Source organism: Enterococcus sp. SB12 (assembly GCF_030910025.2).
GTDB classification, from domain to species: Bacteria; Bacillota; Bacilli; order Lactobacillales; family Enterococcaceae; genus Enterococcus_B; species Enterococcus_B faecium.
Genome location: NZ_CP175675.1, coordinates 2,352,501 through 2,372,860, shown reverse-complemented (window position 1 = coordinate 2,372,860; position 20,360 = coordinate 2,352,501). Strand labels below are relative to the sequence as shown.

Here is a 20,360-nt window from a genome sequence, read left to right as displayed (position 1 = left end):
TTGTTAGAAGACCAATACAGGCGTTCCTTTTTCGACCATCCCGAATAATTCCTTCATTACACTTGGTGGGGTGTTGATGCAGCCGTGTGAACCGCGGGTTTTCCATAAGTCTCCACCGTATTCAGGTTGCCAGTCTGAATCGTGGATACCAACACCTGTCCAGTCAATCGGCATCCAGTAGTTTACCGGACTCTCGTAAGGTGTTCCATCGTCATTTGTTCCTTTTAAAGTTGCATCTTCTTCTTTATTCCAAACATAGAAGACTCCAGCAGGTGTAGGTGTAGTTGGCTTTCCGGAAACGATATCTGTTTCAAGGGCCACTTTTCCGTCTTTGTAATACCACATATGCTGGTTCTCCAGATCAACTTCGATATACGTATCTTCGATCAATGGATGATCAGCGGTTGTGCCACCTTGCACAATGGGTGAACGAGTAAAATCTTGGCCTGCCAGAATCGCTTTTTTCAATGCTTCTGTCTCGCTGTCTGTTTGGATCGTCCAACTGTAAGTGCCAACTGGGACCGTAACTTCTCCTCTTTTTGTACTTTTAAATTTTGTGTCATTCGTACTTGTGTTATACTTTGTGCCTAAATCTGTTACATATTGACGTACTTGTTCTGTATCTAAATCGACTTTTCCATCATTGTAGGTCAGCCAACTCATAATATCACTTGATGGGATCTGGAAAGTCTCACCGTTTATACTGTAAGTAGCTTTTACATTTGCGATAGCATTCATGGATGCGAGTTGTTCTTTCAGTGAGCTGTCTTCAGATGTTACTTTTGGTTTTTCTTTGAATTCAGTCAATTCAATTGTATCTTTACCAGAGTTTACCGCACTTTTTAATTGTTTGATCGCAGCATCGACGTCGATCGTATTTCCATTGACTTCAGGCTTGATATCGAAAGAGTCACCTGCTTTTTCGATCGTTGCATCAGTAGTAGGTGTCCGGTCTTTGTTCAAATCAGTCAGCTTAGTTGTCAATGTCTGAACGGTAGTGTCTAGTTTTTGGTGGTTTTGACTGACAGGATCTATTTCTTGTTTTTCTGCCGCTGAGACATAAGTCATTCCCCAAGTCCATCCGTTTTGTTCATTTAGGATCGGAGAAAGCTCCGAAGTGAAATCATCTTTGTAGCCGAGCTCGGATTTTGGTACTTCCTGCCAGACTTTTCCATCTTCTTTAATAGCCAGTTTTTTATCAGAATAAGCTTCTTTTAATTTTTCATTTGCTTTTTCGACTGTTAGATTGCTGACATTTATTCCATTTATTTCTGTATTCGGCAAAAAATGCTTTGTGTAGTATGTACTGCGATAGGTATAAAAGCTGATCAGCACTAAGAGAACACCAAGAGCTGAAAGCAAAGCAACATGTTTCGATTTTTTTCGATGCGAAGATCTTGTCATATCGACAACTCCTTAAGTAAAAGTTTAGGGTGGAACGGTCTCATGATAGCATAATTTAGAGGAAAAGACGAAGGTTATCTCTACTTTATGAAAAAATTTAGAAACCATAAGGGTGATAAAATAAAAAAACGGAAAACACCGAATAGATGTTTTCCGTCATGTTCAAAGATTATTCAGCGTCTAGTTTAGCAAAAGCTTCATCTAGAATTTCTTTTAATTGCTTAGCAGAAGCAGCCATACGGTCTTGCTCGCTGTCACTTAAAGGAATTTCGATTACTTTTTGGATACCTTGACGGTTGATAACAGCAGGTGCACCAATGTAGATGTCGTTCAATCCATATTCGCCATTCATGAATACTGATAAAGGAAGAACAGCATTTTCATCATCTAAGATGGCACGAGTGATACGTGCTAATGCTACTGCGATACCATAGAAAGTAGCGCCTTTTTTCTCGATAATTGTGTAAGCAGCGTCACGTACGCCAAAGAATAGGTTAACCATAGCTTCTTCATCGATTTCTGGGTTGTTTTTTACCCATTCATAGATTTGCAAGCCGGCAACATTTGCATGTGACCAAACTGGGAATTCTGAATCTCCGTGTTCACCTAAGATGTAAGCATGGACGTTACGTGCATCAACGTCAACTAATTCCGCAAGTGCTTGACGGAAACGAGCTGAGTCAAGAGAGGTACCTGAACCGATTACGCGTTCTTTAGGGAAACCTGAGAATTTCCAAGTTGAGTAAGTCAAAATATCTACTGGGTTAGCGGCAACTAAAAAGATACCGTTAAATCCTGATTCAACGATTTGTGTGACAACATCGCGGTTGATTTTTAGGTTTTTGTTTACTAAGTCTAAACGAGTTTCACCTGGTTTTTGTGGTGCACCAGCTGTAATAACAACTAAGTCAGCATCATGTGCGTCTGCGTAAGTAGCAGAATAGATTTTTTTAGGTGAAGTAAATGCCAAAGCGTGAGACAAGTCAATTGCGTCTCCTTCAGTTTTAGCAGTATTGATATCCACGATACCTACTTCTTGAGCGATATTTTGAGTAACTAGAGCAAAGGCATAGCTAGAACCTACGGCGCCGTCTCCAACAAGAATAACTTTTTGATGATCTTTTTTTTCTGCAGCTGCAGTCATTTAGTATCAATCCTTCCATTGATTTGTTTTTTCCCATGCTTATGCTAACATTTCTCAAGCCCCATGTCACGCTATTTGGCTATAAAATATAACAGATAACAAGGTTGTATTATATGTAAAAGCTTACATGTGCGTTATTTCACTATTTTTATATATCAATTATTTCATTAAACTTTGAAGAAATTTTTAATTTCTTTATCATTTATTAACGATTCTCTTTTAGCCGAAACGCCTTGTTTTGTGTTATACTATGCATTGGCAAGTATAAAAAAGAAAAAAGCTCGATGGACTGGACCGCTAATTAGCAGTCCAGCCTTTTGTGCTGCTTTTTAGAATTAGGTGGAAAACAAAAATGAAAATGATCGTCGGGTTAGGAAACCCAGGTACCAAATACCAATATACAAAACACAATATCGGCTTTATGGTCGTGGATAAAATTGCACGCGAGCATCAAGCTACTTTCAAAAAAAATCCGTTCGAAGCAGAAGTTGCCGAATTTTTTCATAATGGAGAAAAGATCCTTTTAGTCAAACCACAAACATTCATGAATGAATCTGGTCGTGCAGTCGGCCCACTAATGACTTATTTTGGGATTTATCCAGAGGAATTAGTCGTAATCTACGATGATTTGGATCTGGCAGTGGGAAAAATCCGGCTCCGTCAAAAGGGAAGTGCCGGCGGGCATAACGGTATCAAAAGTATTATTTCCCATTTGAATACGAATGTCTTTGATCGAATCAAGGTGGGAATCGGCAGGCCAGAAGGGAAAAAAACAGTAGTCCAGCATGTGCTTAGTCCTTTCAGCAAAGAAAATCAGCCTTTGATAGAAGAAAGCATGTGTCAATCTGTTAAAGCAGTCGAATATCTCATAGAAGGGCATTCGTTCGTGGATGCGATGAATCGATTCAATTGAGGAAGGAGGAAAAGGAATGGATATTATTCAATTAGTCGGAAAAGATCCGCAAGTAAAAGAATGGGTCAGCAATTTAGAAGAAAAAATGCCTAGACAACTAATCACAGGATTAGCGGGCTCAGCGAAAACACTTCTATTTGCTCGAGCGTTTAAGAAAACAAATAAAAACATGATTATTCTGATGCCAAATTTGTATTATGCGAATCAGTTAGCAGAAGATCTGCAACATGTGATTCCGCAAGATCAGATCCATTTATTTCCAGTGGATGAAGTGCTTTCTGCTGAAATGGCCTTTTCTTCTCCAGAAGCGCGAGGCGAGAGAGTCGCAACGCTTAACGCACTTCAAGAAAAAAAAGCAGGTATCTATTTGTTGCCAGTCGCATCTTTGCACAAGCGACTGCCGAATAAGAAAACTTGGCTACAGGCGCAATTGAATTGGCATATTGGTGATGAGATAGACGTGGAAAATCTTCCTCGCCAATTGACTTTGATGGGCTATGTACGAGAAGAGATGGTCGCAAAACCGGGAGAATTCAGTATTCGAGGAAGCATTATCGATATTTACCCGTTAACGACAACCTATCCTGTTCGTGTAGAACTATTTGATGTAGAGATAGATTCTATGCGGTATTTTGAAGCAGAAACACAACGCTCAATCGAAAAAACGGAAGAAATCTGGGTTTCCCCAACGAGTGAACAAGTCTACGGACCAGAGGATCTAGAACATGGAATAGAGCAAATGCAAAAAATGCTAGAAAAACGGCTTGCTGCGACCACAGAAGAAGCAGACCGCGAGTTTTTGCAAGATTACTTCGGTCAGCTGACTTCAAGCTGGCAAGCAGGTGTCCCGACAGAAGAAGCAAAATTCTACTCAGATCTTCTTTACCAAGAATCTGTGACGATCTTGGATTATTTCCCTTCAAATAGTTTACTAGTCGTTGATGATTATCAGCGAATCATGGAAACAAATCGGGAAATCGAAAGGGAAGCGGCAGAATGGCAGACTCAAAAAATCAGCGAATTGCGGGTGTTTTCTGAGCAGACATTTTCAGCAGATATACAAAAAATCGTGCAGAAGGAAAAGTTCACCACAACCTTTTTCTCGCTCTTTCAAAAAGGAATGGGAAATCTTCGCTTCCAAGCAATCCATAATTTTCAATATCGGACGATGCAACAGTTCTTCGGACAAATGCCATTGCTGAAAACAGAAATGGACCGTTGGCGCAAGCAAAAGCAAACTGTTGTGATTTTTATTCCGACAAAGGACAGGATACGCAAAGCAGAACAAATGCTTCGAGATGAAGACATATTAGTAGTAGAAACAGAAAAAAATGCATTGATCAGAGGACAAGTGCAATTAGTTGAAGGAGCTTTGCAAGCTGGTTTTGAACTTCCTCAAGAAAAAATAGTAGCTATCACAGAAAAAGAAATTTTTCAAAAAACAACAAAAAAACAAACGAGACGTCAAACAGTAACAAACGCAGAGCGATTGAAAAGCTATAATGAATTAAAAGCAGGAGATTACGTTGTCCATGCCAATCATGGTATCGGGAAATACATCGGGATGGAAACGCTAGAAGTAGATGGCGTTCACCAAGACTATATGACTATTTTGTACCAAAACGACGATAAACTGTTTATTCCTGTTACTCAACTGAACCTGATCCAAAAATATGTCGCCTCTGAAGCCAAAGCGCCTCGCATCAATAAGCTAGGCGGAAGTGAATGGGCGAAAACCAAGCGAAAAGTCTCTTCAAAAATCGAGGATATCGCTGACGATCTAATCAAATTATATGCCGCAAGAGAGTCAGAAAAAGGATATGCTTTTGGACCTGATGACGCCTACCAAAAAGAATTCGAAAATGCCTTCCCCTACTCTGAAACTGATGACCAGTTGAGAAGTGCAGCGGAGATCAAACGGGATATGGAAAAAGAAAAACCAATGGATCGACTACTCGTAGGTGATGTTGGTTATGGGAAAACAGAAGTAGCGCTTCGAGCGGCCTTTAAAGCGATAAAGGAAAGCAAACAAGTAGCCTTTTTAGTTCCAACAACGATCTTGGCACAGCAGCACTATGAAACGATGCTGGAAAGATTTGAAGGCTTCCCCGTAAATATCGGGCTATTAAGTCGTTTCAGAACAAGAAAGCAACAAAAAGAAACCATCGAACAACTGCGTACAGGTCAAGTTGATATTGTTGTAGGGACCCACCGAATTTTGTCAAAAGATATTGAATTTAGCGATTTGGGTCTACTGATCATTGACGAAGAACAACGTTTTGGTGTAAAACATAAGGAACGATTGAAACAGTTACGTGCACAAGTGGATGTTTTGACTCTGACTGCAACACCGATTCCGAGAACTTTGCATATGTCGATGTTAGGCGTGCGGGATCTTTCAGTAATCGAAACACCGCCTGCGAATCGTTATCCGATCCAAACATATGTTATGGAAAAAAATCCTGGGGCTATTCGCGAAGCAATCCATCGAGAAATGGGACGAGGTGGACAAGTATTCTATTTATATAATCGGGTAGAAACGATCGAACAAAAAGTAGAAGAAATCCAAGAACTCGTTCCGGAAGCACGGATCGGTTATGCTCATGGGCAAATGACAGAGGCGCAATTAGAAAATACGCTTTTTGAATTTATTGAAGGTCAGTATGATGTTCTTGTCACTACAACCATCATTGAAACAGGAGTAGATATCCCGAACGCAAATACGTTGTTCGTTGAGAACGCTGATTATATGGGATTATCCACGTTATACCAATTGCGAGGGCGGGTAGGAAGAAGCAGCCGTGTCGCATATGCTTACTTTATGTATGAGCAGCAGAAGATCCTTAACGAAGTCAGTGAAAAACGTCTTCAGGCAATCAAAGATTTTACAGAACTGGGATCTGGATTCAAGATTGCGATGCGGGATCTTTCCATTCGCGGTGCAGGTAATCTCTTAGGTGCTCAGCAGCATGGATTTATTGATGCAGTCGGTTTCGATATGTATTCTCAAATGCTAAGCGAAGCTGTTTCTCGTAAACAAGGAAAGAATAGTCAAGTGGAGAAGACCACTGTTGAGATCGACCTCGGTGTCGATGCGTATCTACCTGAAACATACGTGGCAGATCAACGGCAGAAAATCGAGATCTATAAACGAATTCGTGAACTTGATTCGCAAGAAATGCTAGATGAACTAGAAGATGATCTGCTCGACCGTTTTGGAGAATATCCAGAAGAAGTAGCACATCTCTTGACAATTGGGCAGATCAAAATGGATGGCGATCGAGCGCTCCTAGAAACGATAAGGAAACAGGAGGCGCATATAGTCTTTACTCTAAGTAAAGTTGGAACAAAACGCTATAGTGTGGAACAGTTATTCGAAGCACTGACAGCGACAAAACTAAAAGCCAGTCTAGGCGTTGAAAAAGAACAGATGGTGATACGCTTGACGATCCCCAACCAAATGGAAGAAGCAGTATGGCTTCAGGAAATCCAAAAGTTTGTCAAAGCGTTGCGTGAGCAAAAATATCTGTCAGCGTAGGAAGGAGCAATGATTTGGATCATAAAGAAATGCGGCGCGTCATGCAAGGAGCATTTGTATTGACGATTGCTTCTTTCATAGCAAAAGTATTAAGTGCCCTTTACCGAATTCCCCTCCAAAACTTAGTCGGCGACGAAGGTTTTTATGTTTATCAGCAAGTTTATCCAATTTATGGGATAGCAATGACTTTAGCTTTATCCGGTCTTCCGCAGTTCATATCAAAGTACGTTGCAGAAAGAAAGAATCCTTTCGAGCGAAAGCAAGCTTTGCAAAATCTTTATCCCTTAGTATTTTGGACAGGTGTCTTTTTGTGGTTGTTTGTCTTTGCATTTAGCAGCTGGATTGCTTGGATGATGGGAGACATACAATTGAAACCGCTGATCCAAGTAGTTTCCTTTACCTTTTTGCTGATGCCTGGTCTATCTTTTTATCGAGGGAATTTCCAAGGAAGATTCTTGATGGAACCAACTGCTGTTTCTCAAGTAGTTGAGCAGTTCGTTCGTGTTTTTGTGATTGTCTGTAGTGCGTTTGCTTTTAGAAAGCTTGGATGGACGGTGTACCAAACAGGGACGGCAGCAATGAGTGGAGCTGTTTTTGGCGGTTTATGCGCATATGGGATCCTTCACTACTATGAACAAAAGATTCATGGAGGAGCGTTAAGCTTCCGACGGTTTCCATTGTTCAAACAGCCGTCAAAGCCCTTGATCCGGCGTTTTCTGGTAGAAGGCGGACTGGTTTCGATTTATAGTGGATTGCTTATCTTTTTCCAGCTGATCGACTCTTTCTTTGTAAAAAATGCTTTGGAAGTTTACGGACTGTCAGAATACGGTGCGAAGATAGCAAAAGGGGTCTATGATCGAGGTCAGCCTTTAGTACAATTAGGTTTAGTGATTGCCACTGCATTAAGTGCGACATTCCTGCCTGCGTTGACTCGTCATTTGACCAACCGGATCTATCGTCAGTTTTTACAGACAGCCAAAATCTATCTTAGATTGACGACCGCTTTAGCATTAGCTGCGTCTTTGGGATTAGCCTTGCTGCTCCCTTATATCAATTATGCGTTGTTTAAAGATTATGCGGGAAATGCAGCGCTTGTATTGTTTGTTTTTTCCATTGCTTTCACTGCAGTCATCCAAGCTTATCAAAGTATTGCTCAAAGCAAGAACTCGTTTCGCCCTTCTTTAAAAGGCGCAGGATGGGGACTATTGGTAAAAGGATTGACTACTTCTTTTCTGACCGGTTTATTAGGAACAGCAGGTGCAAGCCTGTCTACCCTTTTAGGATTAGGTGTGACGCTTTGGTATTTTGTTCGAATTGAAACAAAAGAGCTAAATGCTTTTTGGAAAGAACGGCATTTTGGACGGAAGTTGATGATCAGCCTTCTTTGTATGGCAGTAGTACTGCTGCTGTATTATGGTGTATTGAATATAGTGTTTGGTCCTGTAACTCATCGTTCCACTGCTTTTTTTGTCAGCGTGATAGGAGTTGGGATCGGGGCTTCTGTGTTCATTTATACAGTGATCCGTCTTCGTCTGTTTACAGTACGAGAATGGCTAATGTTGCCTTTTGGTAAGAAAATCCTGCGATTAAATAAAAAAATTAAAAAGTGAGGAATAAGATATGCGATTAGATAAATTTTTAAAAATTTCCCGAATCATCAAAAGACGATCAGTAGCAAAAGAAGTAGCTGATAAAGGAAGAATTCAAATCAACGGTAAATTGGCGAAATCTTCCAGTGATGTCAAAGTAGGCGATATTTTGAAAGTCCAGTTCGGCAACAAAACGTTGGAAGTGAAAATCACGGAATTACATGAATCAACCAAAAAAGAAGATGCACAAAAAATGTACGAAATTATTTCTGAAAATCGCACAGAAACACTAAAGAAATAGATTAGACAAGCTTTCACGATATTGGTATAATGAAAAAGACAATCAAAAAGATTGGAGCGAATCCAAGTGACGAAAAAAAGCAATAAAATCGCTGCGCTAGATACGGAATATGCAAAGAAAAAGTATGCTGAATTTCAGCAACAACAACGTCAACTGATTTTTCGAAGACGCAGACTGGCTGCAATTTTTGTTGGTGCTTTGGTCATTTTCGCGATAATAGGTGTGCAGATTTTCCATGACATGCAAAGGATGCATCAATTGAACGAATTGAGAGTCGAAGCAAATACTGAAATGAAAGAAGTCAACGCAGACGTTGATCAGCTGCACCAAGATGTTTCATTGCTGAAAGATGATGAGTATGTAGCTAAACTTGCCAGAAGCAAATTCTTTTACTCAAAAGACGGTGAAAAAGTTTATCCTATATTAGAATCAAATACAGACAGCTCGACAAATGAAACAGATCAATCAACTAGTTCTACAACTGCAAAATAAGCAGGAATATAAAAAAGGGAAATAATTAGGAGGAACATTTTTTTTATGTCAATCGAGGTAGGAGCAAAACTGCAAGGAAAAGTATCAGGAATCACAAATTTTGGTGCGTTTATTGATCTAGGTGCTGGAAAAACGGGTCTAGTTCATATTAGCGAAGTGTCAAATGGCTATGTAAAAGACATCCATGATGTTTTAAGTGTAGGAGATGAAGTAACAGTCAAAGTTATTTCAGTAAATGATGATGGAAAAATCGGACTATCTATCCGGAAAGCGCAGGAACAACCTGCTGAATCTGGAGAAGAAAGCCGTCCTAAAAAATATCAACAAAAAGATCCCCGTGACAACAGAAATCGTCCAGCACAGAAAAAATCTTTTTCTCGCAGTCAACCTTCAGCTCAAAAAGAAGACTTCGATTCATTGATGAGTTCATTTTTGAAAGATAGCGATGACCGCTTATCTTCATTGAAGCGAAACACAGAAGGAAAGCGCGGTGGCCGTGGCGGACGCCGCAGCTAAAAAGCCGCAAATAAGGATAGTGCGACTATTTGGGTCATAGTATCAACAGAGGGCAGGTTAATTGTCGTTTTAGACGTTTTCCCGCTCTCTTTTTTTTAGGAAGAAAGGGTGTGGAAAGGATGAACGTTGAAAAAGGCGGGAAAAAAGCACCGCTATTACAGCAGTCATTTATTCGGCACGGGAATGAACAAGGATTCTGGCAACAAGGATCGAGAATTTTAGCAGCGGTATCAGGTGGTGTTGATTCGATGGTTTTGCTCCATTTACTTTTACAAGTGCAACGCCAAATCGGTTTTTCTTTAGGTATCGTCCACATCAATCACCAATTAAGAGAAGAATCAGCAGAAGAAGCTGCCTATCTTCGCTCATATTGTGAAGAGAAAAATCTCCCTTTATATGTAAGTATTTGGGAAGATCCAGCCAAATCCGCCATAGAAACAGAAGCTCGTAACTTTCGTTATCAAGAATTCACTCGCGTGATGGAAGAAGGACAATATGACACATTGATGACTGCTCATCACGGAGATGATCAAATCGAGACGGTGTTAATGAAAATCGTTCGTGGGGGACAGTTAAATACTTTTTCTGGAATCAAAGAAGTGCAACCATTTGCTGCTGGCAGACTGGTTCGTCCGTTGCTGAGTTTTAGCAAAGAAGACCTATATACTTATGCAGCGGAATCGCAGCTTGTTTACTTTGAGGATCAGACAAACCAATTGTTAGATGTCCAGAGAAATCGGCTTCGTCATTTGGTAGTTCCTCAATTGAAACAAGAAAATACACAGGCGTTGAGACATTTCCAGCAATTTTCGCAACAGATCCAATGGGCAGACCAAGTCATTCAAAAATATATGGGACAGTTGATCGAAAAGGAAGTCGAACAGTGGGAGGAACAATTTCGATTTTCTGCAGAAATGATTGAAGAAATGACAGATGCTGAACGATACTATTTTTTTTACTCCTTTTTCGACAAAGCATTCTCAAAAACAGGGATTATTTTGAAAGAACAACAAATGGAGTCGATTTTAGACCAGTGGCAACAGAAAAAAAGCCAATGGCAACTCAGTATTGGCAATAATTGGATACTGAAAAGAGAGTATCATTTTGTTGTACTCGCTAAAAAAGAAAAACAAGCAACTAGCCAGACAGAAGACCAGCGCTTGTTGCTGATTCCAGAACAAGGAATATATTTGAATGAAACAGAATGGATTGGTCTGGTCAAACCTGAAAATGCAGGGGACATCAAAGCAACAGATTCATGGTCTCTATTTTCTCATGACATTTGGATTCCTGCTGATGTGCAACTGTATGTCGAAAAAAGAAAAGCAGGAGACCGCATTAAATTAACAGAGAATCTCACAAAAAAAGTATCTAGATATTTTATCGATCAGAAAGTACCTAATTCACAAAGGCAGCATGCTTGGATCATTACAGATGCCAAAAGAAATATATATAGCTTGATACCTTTTGCCTTTTCATATTTGAGTATTCGTGAAGAAACTGATAAAATACACTACATACTTCTTTACAAATATCAAAAAGAAGCAATTGGAAGGAGAACCTGATGTTGGAAAAGGATATTGAGAGAATTTTGATCTCACAAGAAGAGATACAAGTTCGTTGCAAAGAACTAGGCAAAGAGTTAACAGAAATTTACCAAAACACCAATCCCCTAGTAGTAGGTGTCTTAAAAGGAGCGGTACCATTCATGGCAGATATCGTTCGTTCTATCGATACGTATTTGGAATTGGATTTCATGGATGTTTCAAGCTACGGGAATGCAACAGTCTCGTCAGGGGAAGTAAAAATCGTCAAAGACTTAGATACGAATGTAGAAGGTCGCGATCTGTTGATCGTTGAAGATATCATTGACAGCGGAAGAACACTTGCTTATTTAGTGGATCTTTTCAAATACCGCAAAGCAAAATCAGTCAAAATTGTTACACTACTTGACAAACCTGAAGGAAGAGTAGTAAATATCGAAGCAGATTATGTTGGCTTCAACGTACCAAATGAATTTGTGGTCGGTTATGGCTTGGATTATGCAGAAGCATATCGTAACCTACCGTACATCGGTGTATTGAAACCTAGTGTTTATCAATCAAATTAATGCTGTATCTCAATTAAATTATGGTACAATAGAATGGTCAGGATTGATAAAAAACTGTTAAATTAAATTGACGCTTAGGGAGGGCAACTATGAACAAAAAGAACAACGGCATGATGAAAAATGCCTTGTATTATGTCCTCGTAATCTTAGCGATGGTAATGGTCGTTTATTTTATTTTTGGTAATAACGGCCAGCGATCGTCAGATATCGAGTACTCAAAATTCACAGAACAACTACAAGCAGGCAAGATCAAAGAATTTGAAGTGCAGCCTGCAAATGGTGTATATAAGATCACTGGTGAATACAAAGAACAGCAGACCGTCGCTAACAGCGGTGGGTTAGCTATCTTAGGTTCAACAGATACGACTACTACCCATTTCACAACAATCATTTTGCCAAATGATACAACATTGAGCCAAGTAACAGAACTGGCAAAAGAAAACAAAGTTGCTACAACAGTAAAAGAAGAATCAAGCAGCGGTATATGGGTTTCCCTATTGCTTAGCTTCTTGCCAATCGTAATCATCATCTTTTTCTTTTACATGATGATGGGACAACAAGGCGGCGGCGGTGGCGGTGGCGGCCGTGTCATGAACTTTGGTAAATCAAAAGCCAAAGAAGCAGACAAAAAAGCTAATCGCGTACGTTTTTCTGATGTAGCGGGTGCGGAAGAAGAAAAACAAGAACTAGTTGAAGTTGTTGAATTTCTGAAAGATCCTCGCCGATTTGTTGAATTAGGTGCCCGTATCCCGGCAGGTGTACTTTTAGAAGGACCTCCAGGAACAGGTAAAACCTTATTAGCAAAAGCTGTTGCCGGAGAAGCTGGAGTACCGTTTTACTCGATTTCGGGTTCTGATTTCGTAGAAATGTTTGTCGGTGTTGGAGCAAGTCGTGTTCGTGATTTGTTTGAAACAGCGAAGAAAAACGCACCAGCTATCATTTTCATTGATGAAATTGATGCGGTAGGTCGTCAACGTGGTGCCGGTATGGGCGGCGGACATGATGAACGCGAACAAACATTGAACCAATTGCTTGTAGAAATGGATGGCTTCGACGGAAATGAAGGAGTAATCGTCATTGCTGCAACCAACCGTTCTGATGTACTAGACCCAGCGTTACTACGTCCAGGCCGTTTTGACCGCCAGATTTTAGTTGGACGTCCAGATGTAAAAGGTCGTGAAGCAATCTTGCGAGTCCATGCACGGAATAAACCGATGGCAGATGACGTTGACTTGAAAGTTGTGGCTCAACAGACACCAGGTTTTGCCGGAGCAGATTTAGAAAATGTCTTGAATGAAGCAGCGTTAGTAGCTGCTAGAAGAAATAAAAAGAAAATCGATGCTTCTGATATCGATGAAGCGGAAGATCGCGTGATTGCAGGTCCAGCTAAAAAAGATCGCGTAATCAGCAAAAAAGAACGCGAAATGGTTGCTTATCACGAAGCTGGTCATACGATTGTCGGATTAGTATTGAGTCGCGCTCGGGTCGTCCACAAAGTAACGATCATCCCTCGCGGACGCGCCGGCGGATATATGATCGCTTTACCAAAAGAAGATCAGTTCTTGATGACGAAAGAAGATATGTTTGAACAAATCGTAGGCTTACTTGGTGGACGTACAGCTGAAGAAATCATCTTCAATGTCCAATCAACTGGTGCTTCCAATGACTTTGAGCAAGCGACAGCTCTAGCACGAAGCATGGTAACAGAATATGGAATGAGTGATCGTTTAGGTCCTGTTCAATATGAAGGAAACCATCAAGTGTTTGTTGGCCGCGACTATGGTCAAACAAAAGCTTACTCTGAACAAGTCGCTTTCGAGATTGATCAAGAAGTACGAAAAATCTTGATGGAAGCTCATGATAAAGCTCGAGAAATCATCGAAGCTCATCGTGCACAGCATAAACTGATTGCTGAAAAACTTTTGGAATTCGAAACGTTGGATGCCAAAGCAATCAAGTCATTGTTTGAACACGGTGTGATGCCTGAAGGTACTGAGTCAAATGATTATCCAAGCGAAAAAGAAGCGAAAACTTTTGAAGAAGCAAAACGTGCTTTGGAAGAAAAAGACGCTGAAAAACAAGCGGAAGAAAAACGTGATTTTGAAGAAGCAAAACATGAACTGAATGAGGAAAATAAAGCAGAACATGATTCAGATTCTCAACAATCAGAAGATAATCATTCAGACGATCAATACAAATAAAAAAATATAGGTCAATTGATCTGATATGACTCCCGAAAACCGGAACAAAAACCGGTTTTCGGGAGATTTCTTTATTTAAGTTGTAAATAGGGTGATGTCCTGTTTTCTAGATGATTCTGAATTATTTTTAAAAGAAGCATTCCAAAGTTGAAAAAAGCAGTAGTTGCTAGTATGATTCACTATGAGTTTAAAAACGGAAAAAGGAGTACATAACAAATGAAAGATTATTTGGTTAAGGCACTTGCTCACGACGGATTCGTCCGAGCATACGCCGTTCAAGCAACAAATACCGTAGCGGAGGCACAAAGACGTCATGATACTTGGCACACCTCCTCAGCTGCTTTGGGACGGACATTGGTCGGTAGTCTGCTACTTGGTGCGACGCTCAAAGGAGAAGACAAACTAACTGTTCGAATCCAAGGCGATGGTCCAGCAACAGGAATTGTAGTAGATGCAAATGGAAAGGGAGATGTGAAAGGTTACATCAAAAATCCGCATCTCAGTCTTCCTCTAAATAGTGAAGGTAAAATCGATGTGCGGGGAGCAGTTGGAACACAAGGAATGTTTACTGTCACAAAAGACTTAGGATTAAAAGAACCTTTTTCTGGGCAAACGCCGATTGTTTCTGGAGAAATCGCTGAAGATTTTACTTACTATCTTGCTATCTCAGAACAAATCCCTTCAGCTGTTGGACTGAGTGTATTGGTCAATACTGACGACAGCATCAAGACGGCGGGAGGATTCATGATCCAAATCATGCCAGGTGCCGATGAAGAAACAATCAGCAAGATCGAAGAACAATTAAAAACGACACCAAGAATCTCTACCCTCTTAGATGAAGGACAGACACCAGAAGAAATATTGAAAGGATTGCTTGGTACAGAAGAATTGAACATTTTGGAAAAAATGCCTGTTCAATTCAAATGTGACTGTTCAAAAGAAAAATTTGCAGAAGCAATTATCGCGTTAGGTGCAGAAGAAATCCAAGCAATGATAGACGAAGATCACGGTGCAGAAGCGGTTTGTTCTTTCTGTAATAACAAATACAAGTATAGTGAAGAAGAATTAGCTGGATTGAAGAAAGAAGCCTTAGGAGGGATTTAAGTGGAACACACATGGAAAATCGGCAATGTGGAAATCCCTAATCGTGTCGTTGTTGCACCGATGGCTGGAATAACAAATTCAGCATTTCGAGTCACTGTCAAAGAATTTGGTGCAGGCTTAGTCGTATGTGAAATGATCAGTGACCAAGGTATTCATTTCAGAAACAAAAAAACTTTAGAGATGCTCCACATTGAAGAAACAGAACATCCATTAAGTTTACAGATATTTGGCGGAAATAAAGATAGTCTAGTTGAAGCTGCTCAATTTGTCGAAGAAAACACAGCTGCCGATATAATAGATATCAATATGGGCTGTCCAGTAAATAAAGTGATCAAAGCAGAAGCAGGAGCAAAATGGCTTTTAGATCCTGAGAAAGTATACGAAATGGTCCAAGCTGTTTCTTCAGCAGTAGATATCCCAGTAACAGTCAAGATGCGTATTGGTTGGGATGAAGAGCACGTCTTTGCTGTAGAAAATGCATTAGCAGCACAATCAGCTGGAGCAAGTGCCATCGCTATGCATGGACGTACACGGGTTCAGATGTATGAAGGAAAAGCGGACTGGGAAGTATTGAAAGAAGTGAAAAAACATTTGACGATCCCATTTATGGGGAACGGGGATGTCAAAACGCCAGAAGATGCAAAACGGATGCTTGACTATGTCGGTGCAGACGGTGTGATGATTGGTCGTGCAGCGCTGGGCAATCCATGGATGATTCACCGCACACAGCATTATCTCGAAACAGGAGAACTGATTCCTGAACCAACACCAGCCGAAAAAATTGCTACAGCTAAACTTCATTTACAACGCTTAGCAGATCTCAAAGGAGAAAAAGTAGCTTGTAGAGAATTCAGAACACATGCGGCTTATTATTTAAAAGGGATTCCTCGAGCAGCGAAAGTGAAAGTAGCAATCAATCAGACAGAAAAACAGCAAGAAATCAATGACCTGCTGGATCAATTTGTAGAAAAAGCGGAAAAAGTACTATTGAAACAAACGTTGTGATTTCTAAGTTTTTCGTGAATTTTCAAGCCGAAATTCCAAGTTCGGCTTGCTTTTTTTGTGTTTCATTGGCATTATAGGAAAGAGATTAACATGAGAATGGAGGAACTTTTGTGACACAGGAACAACAACATCAAGTAGAAGATTTAAATGATCAAATGCTTGTACGTCGTCAAAAAATGGAACAATTGCGTGAAGATGGAATCGATCCATTTGGAAAACGATTTGAACGCACGCACAACTCAGAAGAATTGCATGAACTATTTGATCCAAGAACAAAAGAAGAACTAGCAGAAATGGGATTGACCGCTAGTGTAGCTGGTCGTATGATGACTCGCCGAGGAAAAGGGAAAGCTGGATTTGCGCATCTACAAGATCGTGAAGGCCAAATTCAAATTTATGTAAGAAAAGACCAAGTAGGTGATGAGGCCTATGAAGTATTCAAACATGCAGACCTTGGAGATTTCTTTGGTGTAACTGGACAAATCATGAAAACAGACACAGGCGAAGTTTCTATCAAAGCTTCAGAAATCACGATTTTGTCAAAAGCACTTCGTCCACTGCCAGATAAATACCATGGCTTAACGAATATTGAACAACGCTACAGACAACGCTACTTGGATTTAATCAGTAATCGCGAAAGCTTTGACCGATTTATGAAACGAAGCCAAATTATCAGCGAAATCCGTCGCTATTTAGATGGCAATGGCTATATTGAAGTAGAAACACCAGTATTGCACAATGAGGCAGGTGGAGCTGCCGCACGCCCATTTATCACGCATCATAATGCACTGGACATTGATTTATATTTGCGTATTGCGCTAGAACTTCATTTAAAACGACTAATTGTTGGCGGAATGGAAAAAGTTTATGAAATCGGCCGCGTTTTCCGTAATGAAGGAATTGATACTACACATAATCCAGAATTTACGATGTTAGAAGCATACACAGCATATACTGATTTCAATGATGTAATGAATCTGACAGAAGGTATTATCCGTAACGCAGCTGAAAAAGTACTAGGAACAGCAAAAATCACATATGATGGACAAGCTGTCGACTTAGAAAGTGACTTTAAACGCATCCATATGGTAGATGCAATCAAAGAACAAACTGGTGTAGACTTCTGGCAAGAAATGACATTGGAAGAAGCATTAGCTTTAGCCGAAAAACACAATGTAGAAGTAACCGAAGCTATGGGTGTCGGACATGTTATCAATGAATTCTTTGAAACATTTGTTGAAGAAACATTGACACAACCGACGTTTGTATACGGACATCCAGTCGAAGTTTCGCCTTTAGCGAAGAAAAATCCAGAAGATCCTCGATTCACAGATCGATTCGAACTATTCATCGTGGGGCGTGAATTTGCTAATGCCTTTACAGAACTGAACGATCCAATTGATCAAAGAGAAAGATTCGAAGCGCAAGAAAAAGAACGTGAACTAGGAAATGACGAAGCTCACGGTGTAGACGAAGACTTCTTGGAAGCCTTAGAATACGGTATGCCGCCAACTGGTGGTCTAGGTATCGGGATCGACAGATTAGTAATGTTGCTAACTGATGCACAATCAATTCGGGATGTTTTGCTATTCCCAACAATGAGATAATCGAATAAAAGCTGTCTAAGGAATTCCTTAGGCAGCTTTTGCTGTGTAGAAAGGAATAAATAATAACGAAAGTTCAAAAGCTAATGCCGACTATTCTAGACATTAAAGAAGACGAAAACGAACGATAAAGAAAGAAAAGTTATGAATAATCGTTTATTGAAAAAAACTTGAAAAAATACAAAAAATTCGTTGACCAAGCTAAATTTAGTTGGTATATTATTACTTGTCCAAAAGACAGAAGAAAATATTTATTCAAAAACATAACAAAAAAGTTATTGACATGTTACTAACGACATGATAAGATAACTGAGTCGTTAAAAAAGAACCACTTGCGAAGCTTGATTCTATCGAAAAAAACTTCAAAAAAGTTCTTGACAAATAACAAACGATAAGTTATGATAAATGAGTTGCTGAAAGATTTCGAAAAACGAAATCGAAAAAAACTTTTAAAAAAGAGTTGACAATCGTTTGTCTCTCTGATATGATATAAAAGTTGCTACGGCAGCCAAAAATGAATCGGGAAACACTCTCGATGAAGTAGACCTTTGAAAACTGAACAAAGTAAGACAAACCAAATGTGTAGGGCGTCTTGATTCAATTCAAGACAACAAACATTTTTAACAAGCAAGCAATATGCTAGCAAACAAATTGAGCTTAACAATCGCAAGATTGTTCGAACTTTTTATGAGAGTTTGATCCTGGCTCAGGACGAACGCTGGCGGCGTGCCTAATACATGCAAGTCGAACGCTTCTTTTTCCACCGGAGCTTGCTCCACCGGAAAAAGAAGAGTGGCGAACGGGTGAGTAACACGTGGGTAACCTGCCCATCAGAAGGGGATAACACTTGGAAACAGGTGCTAATACCGTATAACAATCAAAACCGCATGGTTTTGATTTGAAAGGCGCTTTCGGGTGTCGCTGATGGATGGACCCGCGGTGCATTAGCTAGTTGGTGAGGTAACGGCTCACCAAGGCCACGATGCATAGCCGACCTGAGAGGGTGATCGGCCACATTGGGACTGAGACACGGCCCAAACTCCTACGGGAGGCAGCAGTAGGGAATCTTCGGCAATGGACGAAAGTCTGACCGAGCAACGCCGCGTGAGTGAAGAAGGTTTTCGGATCGTAAAACTCTGTTGTTAGAGAAGAACAAGGATGAGAGTAACTGTTCATCCCTTGACGGTATCTAACCAGAAAGCCACGGCTAACTACGTGCCAGCAGCCGCGGTAATACGTAGGTGGCAAGCGTTGTCCGGATTTATTGGGCGTAAAGCGAGCGCAGGCGGTTTCTTAAGTCTGATGTGAAAGCCCCCGGCTCAACCGGGGAGGGTCATTGGAAACTGGGAGACTTGAGTGCAGAAGAGGAGAGTGGAATTCCATGTGTAGCGGTGAAATGCGTAGATATATGGAGGAACACCAGTGGCGAAGGCGGCTCTCTGGTCTGTAACTGACGCTGAGGCTCGAAAGCGTGGGGAGCAAACAGGATTAGATACCCTGGTAGTCCACGCCGTAAACGATGAGTGCTAAGTGTTGGAGGGTTTCCGCCCTTCAGTGCTGCAGCTAACGCATTAAGCACTCCGCCTGGGGAGTACGACCGCAAGGTTGAAACTCAAAGGAATTGACGGGGGCCCGCACAAGCGGTGGAGCATGTGGTTTAATTCGAAGCAACGCGAAGAACCTTACCAGGTCTTGACATCCTTTGATCACTCTAGAGATAGAGCTTCCCCTTCGGGGGCAAAGTGACAGGTGGTGCATGGTTGTCGTCAGCTCGTGTCGTGAGATGTTGGGTTAAGTCCCGCAACGAGCGCAACCCTTATTGTTAGTTGCCATCATTCAGTTGGGCACTCTAGCAAGACTGCCGGTGACAAACCGGAGGAAGGTGGGGATGACGTCAAATCATCATGCCCCTTATGACCTGGGCTACACACGTGCTACAATGGGAAGTACAACGAGTTGCGAAGTCGCGAGGCTAAGCTAATCTCTTAAAGCTTCTCTCAGTTCGGATTGCAGGCTGCAACTCGCCTGCATGAAGCCGGAATCGCTAGTAATCGCGGATCAGCACGCCGCGGTGAATACGTTCCCGGGCCTTGTACACACCGCCCGTCACACCACGAGAGTTTGTAACACCCGAAGTCGGTGAGGTAACCTTTTGGAGCCAGCCGCCTAAGGTGGGATAGATGATTGGGGTGAAGTCGTAACAAGGTAGCCGTATCGGAAGGTGCGGCTGGATCACCTCCTTTCTAAGGAATATTACGGAGACTACACAATTTGTTTTTACTTTGTTCAGTTTTGAGAGGTTTACTCTCAATTTAAAACGGGGCCTTAGCTCAGCTGGGAGAGCGCCTGCTTTGCACGCAGGAGGTCAGCGGTTCGATCCCGCTAGGCTCCATTAACAACATTAGTTGTTAAATTTGTTCATTGAAAACTGGATATTTG

14 protein-coding genes, 1 tRNA gene and 1 rRNA gene are annotated in these 20,360 nt (G+C 41.0%); 14 read left to right on the top strand and 2 right to left on the bottom strand.

Annotated features, from left to right (window positions below; all coding sequences use genetic code 11):
• Nucleotides 1-3 precede the first annotated feature (3 nt).
• Nucleotides 4-1,404 (bottom strand): L,D-transpeptidase family protein, encoded by a 1,401-nt coding sequence (locus tag RBL01_RS11830; RefSeq protein WP_002318861.1) that lies wholly within the window; start codon nucleotides 1,402-1,404, stop codon nucleotides 4-6.
• 169 nt (nucleotides 1,405-1,573) lie between these two features.
• The gene (locus RBL01_RS11825; protein WP_002287399.1) at nucleotides 1,574-2,548 is read right to left on the bottom strand and encodes an L-lactate dehydrogenase; all 975 of its coding nucleotides are present in this window, start codon (nucleotides 2,546-2,548) and stop codon (nucleotides 1,574-1,576) included.
• Between the two features lie 352 nt (nucleotides 2,549-2,900).
• Here RBL01_RS11825 and pth point away from each other — a divergent pair, with 352 nt between their 5' ends.
• From pth to RBL01_RS11755, 14 genes are all read left to right on the top strand, one after another.
• A complete protein-coding gene (gene pth / locus RBL01_RS11820; protein WP_002287401.1) occupies nucleotides 2,901-3,461 on the top strand; it encodes an aminoacyl-tRNA hydrolase in 561 nt (186 codons plus the stop codon).
• 16 nt (nucleotides 3,462-3,477) lie between these two features.
• A complete protein-coding gene (gene mfd / locus RBL01_RS11815; RefSeq protein WP_002318862.1) occupies nucleotides 3,478-6,999 on the top strand; it encodes a transcription-repair coupling factor in 3,522 nt (1,173 codons plus the stop codon).
• A 14-nt stretch (nucleotides 7,000-7,013) separates the two neighbouring features.
• Complete coding sequence (locus tag RBL01_RS11810) at nucleotides 7,014-8,609, top strand: polysaccharide biosynthesis protein (RefSeq protein ID WP_002298177.1); 1,596 nt, start codon at nucleotides 7,014-7,016, stop codon at nucleotides 8,607-8,609.
• Between the two features lie 10 nt (nucleotides 8,610-8,619).
• A complete protein-coding gene (locus RBL01_RS11805; RefSeq protein ID WP_002318863.1) occupies nucleotides 8,620-8,889 on the top strand; it encodes an RNA-binding S4 domain-containing protein in 270 nt (89 codons plus the stop codon).
• A gap of 66 nt (nucleotides 8,890-8,955) precedes the next feature.
• On the top strand, nucleotides 8,956-9,381 hold the full coding sequence (locus tag RBL01_RS11800; RefSeq protein ID WP_002287409.1) for an FtsB family cell division protein: 426 nt from the start codon (nucleotides 8,956-8,958) through the stop codon (nucleotides 9,379-9,381).
• A 45-nt stretch (nucleotides 9,382-9,426) separates the two neighbouring features.
• On the top strand, nucleotides 9,427-9,897 hold the full coding sequence (locus RBL01_RS11795; protein ID WP_002287412.1) for a S1 domain-containing RNA-binding protein: 471 nt from the start codon (nucleotides 9,427-9,429) through the stop codon (nucleotides 9,895-9,897).
• A 119-nt stretch (nucleotides 9,898-10,016) separates the two neighbouring features.
• Nucleotides 10,017-11,462 (top strand): tRNA lysidine(34) synthetase TilS, encoded by a 1,446-nt coding sequence (gene tilS, locus RBL01_RS11790; protein WP_002377521.1) that lies wholly within the window; start codon nucleotides 10,017-10,019, stop codon nucleotides 11,460-11,462.
• Nucleotides 11,462-12,007, top strand: coding sequence for a hypoxanthine phosphoribosyltransferase (gene hpt / locus RBL01_RS11785; RefSeq protein WP_002287415.1), 546 nt, complete (start codon nucleotides 11,462-11,464; stop codon nucleotides 12,005-12,007). The genes tilS and hpt overlap by 1 nt, the downstream gene beginning before the upstream one ends.
• A gap of 89 nt (nucleotides 12,008-12,096) precedes the next feature.
• Nucleotides 12,097-14,208, top strand: coding sequence for an ATP-dependent zinc metalloprotease FtsH (gene ftsH / locus RBL01_RS11780; RefSeq protein WP_002287418.1), 2,112 nt, complete (start codon nucleotides 12,097-12,099; stop codon nucleotides 14,206-14,208).
• Between the two features lie 216 nt (nucleotides 14,209-14,424).
• Complete coding sequence (gene hslO / locus RBL01_RS11775; protein WP_002298174.1) at nucleotides 14,425-15,312, top strand: Hsp33 family molecular chaperone HslO; 888 nt, start codon at nucleotides 14,425-14,427, stop codon at nucleotides 15,310-15,312.
• Nucleotides 15,313-16,317, top strand: coding sequence for a tRNA dihydrouridine synthase DusB (dusB, locus tag RBL01_RS11770; protein WP_002307694.1), 1,005 nt, complete (start codon nucleotides 15,313-15,315; stop codon nucleotides 16,315-16,317).
• A gap of 110 nt (nucleotides 16,318-16,427) precedes the next feature.
• Entirely contained in the window at nucleotides 16,428-17,924 is a 1,497-nt protein-coding gene (gene lysS / locus RBL01_RS11765) for a lysine--tRNA ligase (protein WP_002296055.1), read from the top strand.
• 680 nt (nucleotides 17,925-18,604) lie between these two features.
• Nucleotides 18,605-20,164: ribosomal RNA gene (locus RBL01_RS11760) — 16S ribosomal RNA — on the top strand.
• A 76-nt stretch (nucleotides 20,165-20,240) separates the two neighbouring features.
• Nucleotides 20,241-20,313, top strand: a tRNA-Ala gene (locus RBL01_RS11755).
• Nucleotides 20,314-20,360: the final 47 nt, after the last annotated feature.